Source organism: Aeromonas sp. S2(2024), assembly GCF_041402505.1.
In the GTDB taxonomy this organism is placed as follows: Bacteria; Pseudomonadota; Gammaproteobacteria; order Enterobacterales; family Aeromonadaceae; genus Aeromonas; species Aeromonas media.
This window is the reverse complement of sequence record NZ_JBGLRL010000002.1, coordinates 288,974-301,555: the sequence shown is the minus strand read 5'-3', so window position 1 is coordinate 301,555 and position 12,582 is coordinate 288,974. Positions and strand designations below refer to the sequence as shown.

Below are 12,582 nucleotides of genomic sequence, written 5' to 3'. Positions count from 1 at the left end.
AACCATAGCGCAGGCAGAGCGAAGCCCGGGCGCCCTGGCTGCCGGTTTATTAAACGCTCAAAGGGGGCGGCTCAGGGGGCTGTACAGGATTGCGGCTGGATGGGGGCTTATCGGACCGTACCCGGGGGCAGGGGCATCAGGGTGTGCAGATCCAGCAGGGTGAAGAAGCCGCCTTCGTCGGGATACCAGCCGCCGGTGTCTATGTAGTAGACGTTGCCAAGGCGGGCCGGGCGGCCCACCGGGGTGTGGCCCACCACCAGGGCGACGAGATCCTCGACACCGCTCTCATCCAGCCGCTCGATGCGGCGCCTTGACCAGAGGCAGACGTTCTTGATGGCGCGAAGCCTACCGCCGCTTACCCCCGCATCCAGTTGGTCCAGCAGCCCCTGCCAGGAAGAAAAGGGGCAATCGGCGTGGAGCAGCCCGACCGGGCCGGCCGGAGTGGCCACCTCGATGGCGATAGGCAGAGTGCGGTAGTGGGCGGCGAACGCCCCCTGCTCGTCCGGGGTCAGCTGCTGAAACCAGCCGCCGCCGTTCTGGATCCAGTTCTCCCTATCGCAGCTCTCGTAGCGGCAGACGTAGTCATCGTGATTGCCACAGACCGGGTGAAACCAGGGCTTGGCCAGCCACTCGAGCGCGGCTGTGCAGTCGGGGCCGCGATCCGTCAGATCCCCCACGGAGAAGAGGCGATCCCGAGCGGGGTCGAATCCCGCCTGCTCCAGCGCCCCTTGCAGCAGCGAAAAGTAGCCGTGGATATCGCCGACGGCGAGATCCCGCCCCAGAGGATTGCGGGAGAAGCGTCTGATCAGCGGGGACGGGTTCATGTCGGTCTCCTTGCCCGTGCCGACGGGCGGCTTGTTCGCTTTTGTCTGGCCGTACATAAGGTTACAGAAGAAAGATGGCGGCCTAGCAGGGGCTGGTAAATCATATGACAGCATGCATGAAAAGGGGGCTCAGTGGCGAGCTCTTCCCGCCTTGCCCTTTCATGTGCAGGTGCCACGGAGGCCTTGTTCGCCGTCCCATGGCAGCGTCGTCATCTCGCTTTTTGACAGGAATCTTGAATGCGGCGTCAGCTGTTGATCTGGATTGGCCCCCTGTGCAGCCTGCTGCTGCTGGGGGCGGCCTTGACCGTCCTCTATCATTTGACCCACCTGTGGCACTGGCACGACATCCGCCTGGCCATCTGGTCTCAAACCTTGCCGCAGCTGGGGGCCGCCCTGCTGCTCACCCTGCTCAGCTATGGCTGCCTCTGTTGTTACGATCTGCTGGCCCTGAAGGTGCTGGACAAGCGACTGCCCTTGCAGCAGGTGGGGATGACCTCCTTCATCGCCTACACCTTCTCCAACACCCTGGGCTTTGCGCTGCTCACCGGCTCGTCGGTACGCTACCGGCTCTACTACTCCCTGGGGCTTGGCACCGGAGAGGTGGCCAGGGTGATCCTCTTCTGCTCCATCACCTTCTTCCTCGGTCTGCTGGGCTGGGGTGGCAGCGCCCTGTTGCTGGGGCAGGGGGCTGCCCTGCTGGCACACTGGCCGTGCTGGGCGACCGGTCTGCTACAACTGGCGGGTGCCCTGGCCCTGCTGACGGTGCTGGTTTATCTATTTTGGCCGGGGGCGGCCCTGGTCTGGCGCGGGCACCTGCTGCTCCTGCCGCGCATCAGATACCGCCTGTTGCAACTGCTCATCGCCCTGCTCGACTGGATGGCTGCCGCCGCCGTGCTCTATGTGCTGCTGCCATCGGGCAGCGTGCCCTATCCGGTGCTGCTCAGTGCCTTCGTGCTCTCGAGCCTGCTCGGGGTGCTGGCCCATGTGCCGGGGGGCATCGGGGTCTTCGAGGCGAGCATGAGCCTGCTGCTCACCCACTATCTGCCGGTGGACAAGCTGCTCGCCTCCCTGCTGATCTACCGCTGCGCCTACTACTTCCTGCCCTTCCTCTGTGCGCTCCTGTTGTTCGCAGGTCAGGAGCTGCTGCAACAGCGGGCCCGCCTGCACCGGCTGCAGGGGATGATGATGGCGACCCGGGAGTTCGTGCCCGCCCTGGTGAGCATGGGCACCTTCGCGGCGGGTACTCTGCTGCTCTGCTCCGGGATGATCCCCACCATGAGGGTGCGGATCGAGGCCTTCCTGCAGGTGCTGCCCCTGCACCTGCTGGAGCTCTCCCATGTGCTCGGCAGCGTCAGCGGCGTGCTGCTGCTGTTGCTGGCCCACAGCCTCTATCGCCGTCATGACGGGGCTTTCAGGATCACCCAGTGGCTGCTGGGGCTCGGCATGCTGTTCTCCCTGTTCAAGGGGTTTGACTGGGAGTCTGCCCTGCTGCTCGGGGGCTTCTTGCTCGTCATCACCCCCTGCCGCCCGCTCTTTTATCGCAAGGGCTCCCTGCTCCACGCCCGGTTCACCCCCTCCTGGCTGATGTCGGTGGGGGCCGTACTGCTGGGAGCCTTGTGGTTGCTGCTCTTTTCCTATCGGCAGGTGGAGTATGACCCCTCCCTCTGGCTGCACGTCTCGGCCCACGGGCCCGGGGCGGCTTCCCGCGCCCTGCGTGCCATGGGGAGCGTCATCGGCGTGCTGGCGGTGGTGGGGGTAGCCCATCTGCTGGCCCCCTTGCGCCTCGCCACCGACAAGCCGGATGCAGAGGCGCTCTCCCGTGCCCATGGGCTGGTGATGCGGACAGGGGGAGGCCACGGCTACCTGGCCCAGCTCGGGGACAAATCCCTGCTGTTCCACCCAAGCGGCGAGGCCTTCCTGATGTACGGGGCAGAAGGCAGCAGCTGGATAGTGATGGGGGATCCCGTCGGCCAGCCCACCCTCGTGGAGGAGCTGCTCTGGCAGTTTCGCGAGCGCTGTGACGAGCACGACGTCAGCCCGGTCTTCTACCAGGTGTCTGCCCGCTATCTGCCTGTCTACCTGGATCTCGGGCTCATCCCCTTCAAGCTGGGGGAGGAGGCCATCGTGGATCTGCACGGCTTCGATCTCGCCGGCAGCCGCCTGCGCAACCTGCGCCAGAGCCACGCCAAGGGCAAGCGGGAAGGGCTGCGCTTCGAGGTGGTGGCCGCAAGTGAGATTGCCGCCCTGCTGCCCGAGTTGAAGGGGATCTCCGACAGCTGGCTGCACAGCAAGCAGGGCAAGGAGAAGGGCTTCTCCGTGGGCAGTTTCGAGCCAGCCTACCTCACCCTCAACCCGATGGCGCTGGTGCGGCGCGAGGGGCAGATCGTCGGGTTTGCCAACCTCTGGATCAGCGACAACAAGGAGAGCCTCTCCATCGATCTGATGCGCTACAGCCTGGACACGGGGGCGGCCCCCGTCATGGACTTCCTGTTCGTCGAGCTCCTGCTGTGGGGCAAACAGGAGGGCTATGCCAGCTTCAACCTGGGGATGGCCCCCATGTCGGGGTTCAACGACAACCCCCTCGGCGGTTACTGGGCCCGCCTTGGCAGCACCCTGTTCACCCGGGGCAGCCGCTTTTACAACTTCCAGGGATTGCGGCGTTACAAGGAGAAGTTCGGCCCAAGGTGGGAGCCCCGCTACCTGCTCTGTACCGGTCATCTGGTGCTGCCCCGCACCCTGACTCACCTCGTCTCCCTTATCAGTCGCGGCCCCTTCGGGCTCATGAAGAAATAGGAGTTGGCCCATGAGAGCCATGTTGTTGCTGTTGATTTGCTGTCTCGTCTCTTCGTTCACCCTGCCGGCGGTCGCCGCCCAGCCAAGCCGGGTCGGCGCGGATCTGGGGCTGGTGGAGTTGCCGGTGGCGCAAGCTTCTCCCGCCCCCATGGTGGTGTTTATGAGCGGGGATGGCGGTTGGGCCGCACTGGACAAGGGGCTCAGCGCCGAGTTGCAGCGCCACGGCATGCCGGTGGTGGGCTGGAGCTCGCTCTCCTATTACTGGAAGAAGAAGACGCCGGATCAGGCGACCGCGGATCTGGTGCGCATCCTCACCGAGTACCAGTCCCGCTGGGGGCGCCAGCGCTGGCTGCTGGTGGGCTTCTCCTTTGGCGCCGAGATAGTGCCCTTTGTCATCAATCGCCTGCCGCCGGCCTATCGCAACAGCCTGGTGGGCGCCGTGATGCTCTCTCCCTCGACCGCGTCGGATTTTGAGATCCACGTCAGCGACATGGTGGTACACGACAAGGCGGGCAGCTATCCCACCCTGCCGGAGGTCAAGGCCATCAAGAGCCTGCCGCTGCTCTGCGTGCAGGGGGCGGATGACGACTCCCCGGTCAAACTCTGCCCGCACCTGCAGCAGCCGAATGTCACCACAGTGACCCTGCCGGGATCCCACCACTTCGACGACGACTACGGAGTGCTGTACCGGAGCATCGCCGATCGGCTGCCCTGGACGGGGGAGGAGCAGGATCACTGAGCTGCCTTGCCCGCCAGGGGAGGCTGACTGAGAGAATCATTCAGCTGTCAATAGAATAAAAAAACGCCAGTCAATTGACTGGCGTTTTTTTATTCTGTGATAAGGCTTTTGATGGCGAGTCACCCGGCCTTAGAGCAGGTCTTCCAGCTGATACTTCTTGAGTAGTTGATCGAAGGTGCCATCGGCCTTGACGCTCTCGATGGCAGCATCGAACTGGCTCTTGAGCTTGTCATCCTTCTTGCGCAGGGCCACCGCCACCCCTTCTCCCAGGATCTTGTCCTGAGTGCCGTTGAACTGGGGGCCGACGAAGGCGAACTGCTTGCCCATCTCCTTGTCGAGGAAGCCCACCTTCAACTGCACCATGTTGCCGAAGGTGTAATCGGCGCGGCTGGACTGCAGATCCAGCATGGGAGACTGGGCGTTGACATAGCGCTTGATCTTGGCCACGTCACCGTAGCGGGCGGTGATGAAGTTGTCCTGGGGGGTGCCCTCCTGCACCGCGATCACCTTGCCCTTGAAGTGCTCAGGGGTGTCGGCAAAGTCGCCCGCCTTGTCGCTGCGCCCCACGAAGCGGTTCTGCATCATGTAATAGACCTGGCTGAAGGCGACCTTCTGGCGCCGCTCGTCCGTGATGTTCATGGAGGACATGATGGCGTCGTACTTGCGTACCTGCAGGCCGGGCAGCAGGGCATCCCAGGGCTGGTTGATCACCTCGCACTCGGTCTTCATGGCCGCACACAGGGCATAGGCGAGATCGACCTCGAAGCCGCCTAGCTTGCCGCTGCTGTCGACCATTTCGAAGGGGGGATAGGTGGCGTCGGTGGCGATCACCAGAGGTTTGGCGGCGGCCTGGCCCGCGGTGGCCAGGGCCAGCAGCATCATTGCGGTGTTGAGTTTCATGGTCAGTCCCTTGAAGTGTGATGTCATTCCTAGAGTGCTAAAGGGTGCCGGCCTCAAGGGCCGACGGCTATCTTGCGATGGGTGAGGGCCGGCAACTGGCTGCGCACCCTGCGCTGGGCCGCCAGATCCAGGGTGGCGATGGCCATGCCCTGACCCTCTTCTACCTGGGCCAGTACCCGGCCCCAGGGATCGATGATCATGCTGTGGCCGAAGGTGCGGCGCCCACCGGGGTGGTGCCCCCCCTGGGCGCTGGCGAACACGAAGGCCAGGTTTTCCACCGCCCGGGCCCGCAGCAGCAGCTCCCAGTGCGCGAGCCCTGTGGTGTGGGTGAAGGCCGCGGGCAGGGCGATGAAATCGGGGGCAGGGTCCAGGCGAAACAGCTCCGGGAAGCGCAGGTCGTAGCAGATCCCGAGGCGCAGCAGCCCCCAGGGCAGGGGATGGCTCACCACCTCCCGGCCCGGGCTCATGGTCGCGGCCTCGTCATACTGCTCCTGCCCGGTGCAAAAGCCAAACAGGTGCAGCTTGTCGTAGCGGCTCGCGAGCTCCCCTTGCGGGTCGATGAGCAGGCTGCTGTTGTGCATCTTGCCTGGCTCGTCGCTTTCAAGGGGCAGGGTGCCCGCCAGCAGCCAGACTCCGAGCTCCCGGGCCAGCTTCCGGGCCCAGGTCAGCAGGGGGTGATCCTCCACCGGGGCGGCCAGGGCCACCCGCGCCCGCTCGTCGACCGGCATCAGGTAGAAGTATTCGGGCAGCAGGACCAGCTCGGCCCCCTCGGCCGCCGCCTGACGCAGCAGTGCCTCGGCCTGGGTCAGGTTGTGATCGAGATCATCCCCGGAGACCATCTGCAGGACGGCAACGCGCACTGAATCCATGGTGCCTCCTAGACGCCGCACAGGCGCTCGGCGCCCGCCAGCAGGGTGTCGTCATCCTTGGAGAAGGAGAGACGGATGACCCGCTGATCCGTGCCGTCGTGATAGAAGGCGGAGACCGGAATGGTGGCGACCCCGTGATCGCGGATGAGCCGCTGCACGAACAGGCTGTCGGGCTCGTCGCTTACCCGCTCGTAGCTCGCCAGCATGAAGAAGCTGCCCGCCGAGGGGAGCAGGGTCAGGCGCGAATCCGCCAGGGCCGAGGTCAGCAGGTCGCGCTTGCGCTGGTAGAAGGCCGCCAGCCCCTGATAGTGGGCCGGTTGCTGCAACAGGTGGGCGAAGCCGTACTGCATGGGGGTGTCGGCGGCGAACATGGCGAACTGGTGCACCTTGCGGATCTCCTCCATCAGGGGGCGGGGGGCCACGCAGTAACCCACCCGCCAGCCGGTGACGTGGAAGGTCTTGCCGAAGGAGAAGACGGCGACGGAGCGCTCCACCAGCTCCGGATAGCGGATGACGCTCTGGTGCAGCGCGCCGTCGAATACCACGTGCTCGTACACCTCGTCCGAGAGAATGAGGATGTCGGTGCCGCGCACCAGGCGGGCGAGGTGCTCCTGATCCCCCGCCTGCCAGACGGTGCCGGTGGGGTTGTGGGGGGTGTTGAGCACTATCATGCGGGTGCGCGGTGTGATGCGGGCGGCCACTTCCTCCCAGGGGATGGCAAAGTCCGGCGCCTTGAGGGCGATCACCACAGGGGTGGCATCCTGCAGCTGGATCATGGGGCGGTAGCTGTCAAACGCCGGCTCGAACATGATCACCTCGTCCCCCGGGTGCACCAGAGCGGTGATGGCGCAGAACAGGGCCTCGCTGGCGCTGGCGGTGATGGTGATCTCCTCACCGGCGTCATAGTGGTGGCCGTAGCTGGTCGCTATCTTGGCCGCCAGCTGTTCGCGCAGGGCGGGCAGCCCCGTCATGGGGGCATACTGGTTCTCCCCCGCCAGCATGGCCTCGTGGGTCACCCGGATGAGCTCGGGATCGCAGGGGAAGCTCGGTGCCCCCTGGGAGAGGTTGATGCTGGGATGGCGGGCGGCCAGATCCCCGATCACGCTGAAGATGGTGGTGCCCACCTGGGGCAGTTTGCTGACAATGCGGGGGGAAGACATGGCGCCGTCACCTGAGTGTGTTAAAGAGGTCCCTTTTTAGCCCCCGCAAGGGTTGCCGGACAACGGATTATTCGGCATGTTATGCATGAGTTTTTCTCAAGCATGGAGGCTTGTATGTTGTCCACCCAACCCCGCAGCCAGTTGCCCCTGTATGGCTTGCAGGTATTCGAGTGTTCTGCCCGCCATCTGAGTTTCACCCTGGCCGCCGACGAGCTGTGCGTGAGCCAGGGGGCGGTGAGCAAGCAGATCGCCCAGCTGGAGGCGCGCCTCGGCCATCTGCTGTTCGTGCGCGGCACCCGCTGCCTCACCTTGACCCCGGCCGCCGAGCGGCTGCTGCCCTTCGTTCGCGAGGGGCTTGCCCGCATGGGGGAAGGGCTCAGTGCCCTGCAGACCCTGCCCCACGAGCAGGCCATCAGCATCAAGGTGCCCTCCTGCGCCAGCCGCTGGCTGCTGCGACGGTTGCAGGCGTTCGAAGGGGAGGCGGTGGAGGTGCGCGGCAGCCACAGCCACGGCATCGACTTTTCCCGGGAACCCTTCGATCTCGCCATCGTCTATCAGCCCTGCCTGGGGCGCTATCCCCACAGCCAGCCCCTGTTTCAAGAGCGGCTGACCCCGGTCTGCGCACCGGCGTTTGCCGCCAAGCATCGTCTGTTCGAGCGCGACCTGAACGAGTTGCCCCTGCTGCCACTCATCCATGCCAGCGCCGATCGGCGGGACTGGCGCAACTGGTTTGCCGCCTTCCTCGGCATTCCCTGGCAGCCCCAGGGGGGGCAACTGTTCGATACCCTGGACTTGGCGATGAACGCCGCGCTGCAGGGGTTTGGCCTCTCTCTCGGGGATCCCACCATAGTGGCCGAGGAGCTGGAGAGCGGCGCCCTGGTCGCTCCCTTCGCCCCCGTGCTGGAGACGGATCACGAATACGCCCTGATCGCCCGCCCCGACAGCCAGCGTCAGGGCGTGGCCCGCACCTATCACTGGTTGCTGGAGAGCCGCGACCAACACTGATTGTTGTCAGTGTCTCCCTGACTGAGTGATATCAGTCTGCCCCTAAAAGAAACAGCCCCGCGAGCGGGGCTGTTGTCATGGTGATGGCTGCTGGCCGATTAAGGGGTCAGTGGCAGATCTTGTAGTAGACCTCGTTCCAGCGCAGCTGCTCCTTGAGGGCGGGAATGCGGGTGTGCTCGTCGATCACCACGCACTCGATGCCCATGATGTCGGCGAAGGTGCGCAGCTGCTCGATATCCACCGATTGGGTGAACACCGAGTGGTGGGCGGCCCCGGCCAGGATCCAGGCCTCGGCGCTGGTTTGCAGATCCGGCATGGGGTTCCACAGGGCGCTTGCGACGGGCAGCTTGGGCATGGCCTCTGGCAGGTCTACCACCTCGAGCTGATTGACCACCAGCCTGAAGCGGTTGCCCATGTCGATGAGGCTGGCGTTGACCGCCTTGCCGGCGGGGGCCGCGAACAGCAGGCGTGCCGGATCGGCCTTCTTGCCTATCCCCAGATGCTGGGCGTCCAGCACGGGTTTGCCCGCAGCGATGGAGGGGCAGACCTCCAGCATGTGAGCCCCCAGCACCAGGTTGTTGCCCGCCTCCATGTGGTAGGTGTAGTCCTCCATGAAGGAGGCGCCCCCCGGCAGGCCCGCGCCCATCACTTTCAGGGTGCGCAGCAGGGCCGCGGTCTTCCAGTCCCCTTCCGCCCCGAAGCCGAAGCCTTGCTCCATCAGGCGCTGGCAGGCGAGCCCCGGCAGCTGGTGCAGGCCGTGAAGGTCTTCAAAGGTGGTGGTGAAGGCGCCAAAGCCGCCGTCGGTGAGGAATTTCTTCATCCCCAGCTCCTGGCGCGCCGCCTCATAGAGGGAGGTGCGAAGCTCCCCGCCCGCCTGCACCGCCTCGGTCAGGGTGTAGCTCTCTTCGTATTCGGCCAGCAGCGCCTCGATGTCGCTGTCGGACACGGCGTCGATGACCTTGACCAGATCGCCGACCGGGTGGTAGTTCACCTGATAGCCGAACTGGATCTGGGCCTCAATCTTGTCACCTTCGGTGACCGCCACGTTGCGCATGTTGTCGCCAAAGCGGGCGATCTTGAGGTGGTGGCTGTCGTGAATGGCGGCGGCGATGCGCATCCAGTTGCCCAGCTTGCGGTGGGCCTCCTCATCCTGCCAATGACCGACCACCACGGTGCGCGGCAACCGCAGTCGGGCCCCCATGAAGCCGAACTCACGGCCGCCGTGGGCGGTCTGGTTCAGGTTCATGAAGTCCATGTCGATCTCGCTCCACGGCAGATCCCGGTTGAACTGGGTGTGGAACTGCAGCAGGGGCTTTTGCAACTGGCTGAGTGCCGGGATCCACATCTTGGCGGGGGAGAAGGTGTGCATCCACACCATGAGCCCGATGCAGCGCTGGTCGTGATTGGCATCGCGGGCTACCGCGCTTATCTCGTCGAGGGTGGTGCCGGTGGGCTTGAGCACTATCTTGACCGGCAGGCCGGCGTGCTCGTTGAGCTGGCTGGTGATGGTGTGGGCGTGATCGGCCACCTGCTTCAGGGTGGCGGCGCCATACAGGTGCTGGCTGCCGACCAGGAACCACACTTCCAGCTGTTTCATCAATTCCATCTTGGTGTCCTCATTATGCTTTTGTCTGGCCGTAATAGGCGTGTTTGCCATGTTTGCGCTGGTAGTGCTTCTCCAGCAGGTAATCGGGCAGTGGGTGGGCCGCGGGGTTGATCTGGCCGGTGAGCCAGGCCATGCGGGCCACCTCTTCCAGCACCACGGCGTTGTGTACCGCGTCTTCGGCACTCTTGCCCCAGCTGAAGGGACCGTGGTTGGCCACCAGCACCCCCGGCATGGTGAGGATGGGGGTCTGCTTAAGGGTCTCGACGATGAGGTGGCCGGTCAGCCCCTCGTAATCCTCCTCGACCTCGCCCGGAGTGAGCAGGCGCGAGCAGGGGATCTCGCCGTGAAAGTAGTCGGCCTGGGTGGTACCGAAGATCGGGATGGCGCGCCCCGCCTGGGCCCAGGCGGTGGCATGGGTGGAGTGGGTGTGCACCACGCCGCCAAGCTCCGGATAGGTGCGATAGAGCACCAGGTGGGTGGCAGTGTCGGAGGAGGGGCGCAAGGCGCCCTCCACCTGCTTGCCCGCCAGATCCAGCACCACCATGTCCTCGACCCGCATCCGCTCGTAGCTGACGCCGCTTGGTTTGATGACCACCAGACCTTGTTCCCGGTCTATGCCGCTCACGTTGCCCCAGGTAAAGGTCACCAGGCCGTGGCGCGGCAGATCCAGGTTGGCGACGAGCACCTGCTCCTTGAGCATCTGGAGGTTCATGCCGGTATCCCCCGGTTGTAGAGCGGCTCGGCGGCGGCGCCCCAGGCAAGGTAGCGCTGGTAGAGGCGCTCGTATTCGGCGACCCGCTCGGGGTGTGGCTGGTGGGTGCGCTCCACGGCGCTCGCCATGTGGCGCTGGGCCTTGGCCACATCGGCGTGGATACCGGCCGCCACGGCGGCAAAGATGGCCGCCCCCAGGGCGCAGCACTGATCCGAGGCCACCACCTGGATGGGCCTATTCATCACGTCGGCGCAGGTCTGCATCACGGTGGCCGACTTGCGGGCGATGCCGCCAAGGGCGATCACCTGCTCCACCGGCACCTGCTGACTGGTCATGCACTCCATGATGCTGCGGGCCCCGAAGGCGGTGGAGGCCACCAGGGCGCCGAACAGATCGGGCGCATCGGTGCCGAGGTTGATGCCCGTGAGGGTGCCCTGCAGGCGCTGGTTGGCGTATGGGGTGCGGCGGCCATTGAACCAGTCGAGTACCACCGGCAGGTGGGCCAGATCGCGCTGCTGCTCCCAGGCGGCGGCGAGGCTTGGCAACAGTTCCCGCTTGTGGGCCTCGATGGCGGTGCGAAGCTCCGGATACTGGGCGGCGAGGCTCTCCAGCGGCCAGCCGAGTTGGCGCTGATACCAGGCATAGATGTCGCCGAACGCCGATTGTCCCGCCTCCAGCCCCACCATGCCCGGCACCACGCTGCCGTCCACCTGGCCGCAGATCCCGGCAATGGCGCGATCGCCTATGGTGGCCTCGTCGGCGATCAGGATGTCGCAGGTGGAGGTGCCTATCACCTTCACCAGGGCATTGTTGCCAGCCCCGGCCCCCACCGCCCCCATGTGGCAGTCAAAGGCGCCGCCGGCGATCACCACCTCGCAGGAGAGGTGCAGCCGCTCCGCCCACTCCGGGGTCAGGGTGCCGACCGGCAGATCGGCGGTCCAGCTGTCGGTAAAGAGCGGGTAGTCGAGATCCTGGGTCAACAGCGGATCCAGGGCGTTGAGAAACTCGGCGGGGGGCAGGCCGCCCCAGCTCGGGTGCCAAAGGGACTTGTGGCCGGCGGAGCAGCGCCCGCGCCGGATGTCGGCCGGGGCCTGGGTGCCGCTCAGGATGGCGGGCACCCAGTCGCACAGCTCGACCCAGTTGCAGGCAGCAGCGCGCACCGCCGCATCACTGCGGGAGACGTGCAGTATCTTGGCCCAGAACCACTCGGAGGAGTAGACCCCGCCGATGTAGCGGCTGTAGTCGGGGAACTGGCCGCCGTGGCACAGGGCGGTGATGGCCTCGGCCTCCTCGATGGCGGTGTGATCCTTCCACAGCACGAACATGGCGTTGGGGTTGTCGGCAAACTCCGGGCGCAGGGCCAGCACACGCCCCTCGGCATCGATGGGGGCTGGCGTGGAGCCGGTGCTGTCCACCCCTATGCCGCGCACGGCGGCGCGCTGACTCGGGGTGAGCTGACTCACCACAGCCACCACCGCCTGCTCCATGGACTCCAGATAGTCGAGGGGGTGGTGGCGGAACTGGTTGGTGACCGGCTGGCAGTAATGACCGGCCTGCCAGCGCGGGTAATAGACGACCTGGGTTGCCAGCTCGGCGCCGTCGTGGCAGCGCACGGCGAGTGCCCTGACCGAATCGCTGCCGAAATCGAGTCCGATGGCGATCTGCTCGGACCTGGGGTGCTCAGACATAAGTGCTCCTGACCATCAATGAGGGGTGACTGGTGAGGAACCATAGGAGATGGACCGGAGGGGCGGTTAGCCATTGGCTGCTGGAAATATGGATTTTAACGCTGTTGCTGCAAGAGGGTGACGGCCATCCAGAATTGGGCATGTGACAATTTTGCTAATTATATAGACGAAACGGCTGCAATTTCATGGCGTGATCCTGCTCTCCATTTTTCCATGTGAAAACGATTACAACTTGGTTCGCTCATCTAGCAACAACAATAACGTCATGTTTGGACATGTTTTTATG

The 12,582-nt window shown here is 65.0% G+C and carries 10 protein-coding genes; 3 read left to right on the top strand and 7 right to left on the bottom strand.

The annotated features are described in order from the left end of the window. Nucleotides 1–107 precede the first annotated feature (107 nt). Nucleotides 108–824, bottom strand: a complete 717-nt coding sequence (locus ACB039_RS03800) for a metallophosphoesterase (RefSeq protein ID WP_182785638.1) — start codon at nt 822–824, stop codon at nt 108–110. A gap of 237 nt (nt 825–1,061) precedes the next feature. Here ACB039_RS03800 and mprF point away from each other — a divergent pair, with 237 nt between their 5' ends. Together mprF and ACB039_RS03790 are read left to right on the top strand one after the other, a co-directional pair. After that, a complete protein-coding gene (gene mprF / locus ACB039_RS03795) occupies nt 1,062–3,617 on the top strand; it encodes a bifunctional lysylphosphatidylglycerol flippase/synthetase MprF (RefSeq protein ID WP_371165172.1) in 2,556 nt (851 codons plus the stop codon). 10 nt (nt 3,618–3,627) lie between these two features. Then, nucleotides 3,628–4,356: an AcvB/VirJ family lysyl-phosphatidylglycerol hydrolase gene (locus tag ACB039_RS03790; RefSeq protein WP_371165171.1), complete on the top strand. Its 729-nt coding sequence runs from the start codon at nt 3,628–3,630 to the stop codon at nt 4,354–4,356. A gap of 129 nt (nt 4,357–4,485) precedes the next feature. Here ACB039_RS03790 and ACB039_RS03785 read toward each other — a convergent pair whose 3' ends face one another. From ACB039_RS03785 to ACB039_RS03775, 3 genes are read right to left on the bottom strand one after another with little or no spacing between them, the layout of a single operon-like run. Next, nucleotides 4,486–5,256 (bottom strand): ABC transporter substrate-binding protein, encoded by a 771-nt coding sequence (locus ACB039_RS03785; RefSeq protein ID WP_371165170.1) that lies wholly within the window; start codon nt 5,254–5,256, stop codon nt 4,486–4,488. A 53-nt stretch (nt 5,257–5,309) separates the two neighbouring features. Further along, nucleotides 5,310–6,125: a carbon-nitrogen hydrolase family protein gene (locus ACB039_RS03780; protein ID WP_371165169.1), complete on the bottom strand. Its 816-nt coding sequence runs from the start codon at nt 6,123–6,125 to the stop codon at nt 5,310–5,312. 8 nt (nt 6,126–6,133) lie between these two features. Beyond that, a complete protein-coding gene (locus tag ACB039_RS03775; protein ID WP_043132160.1) occupies nt 6,134–7,285 on the bottom strand; it encodes a methionine aminotransferase in 1,152 nt (383 codons plus the stop codon). A 114-nt stretch (nt 7,286–7,399) separates the two neighbouring features. Here ACB039_RS03775 and ACB039_RS03770 point away from each other — a divergent pair, with 114 nt between their 5' ends. Next, nucleotides 7,400–8,290 (top strand): LysR family transcriptional regulator, encoded by an 891-nt coding sequence (locus tag ACB039_RS03770; protein WP_371165168.1) that lies wholly within the window; start codon nt 7,400–7,402, stop codon nt 8,288–8,290. Nucleotides 8,291–8,396: 106 nt separating this feature from the next. On the opposite strand, the gene araA is transcribed toward ACB039_RS03770, so the two are convergent. From araA to ACB039_RS03755, 3 genes are read right to left on the bottom strand one after another with little or no spacing between them, the layout of a single operon-like run. Beyond that, a complete protein-coding gene (araA, locus tag ACB039_RS03765) occupies nt 8,397–9,896 on the bottom strand; it encodes an L-arabinose isomerase (RefSeq protein WP_317840981.1) in 1,500 nt (499 codons plus the stop codon). Nucleotides 9,897–9,909: 13 nt separating this feature from the next. Further along, the gene (locus ACB039_RS03760; RefSeq protein ID WP_182310581.1) at nt 9,910–10,608 is read right to left on the bottom strand and encodes an L-ribulose-5-phosphate 4-epimerase; all 699 of its coding nucleotides are present in this window, start codon (nt 10,606–10,608) and stop codon (nt 9,910–9,912) included. After that, nucleotides 10,605–12,296, bottom strand: a complete 1,692-nt coding sequence (locus ACB039_RS03755; RefSeq protein ID WP_371165167.1) for a ribulokinase — start codon at nt 12,294–12,296, stop codon at nt 10,605–10,607. The genes ACB039_RS03760 and ACB039_RS03755 overlap by 4 nt, the downstream gene beginning before the upstream one ends. Between the last annotated feature and the right edge of the window lie 286 nt (nt 12,297–12,582).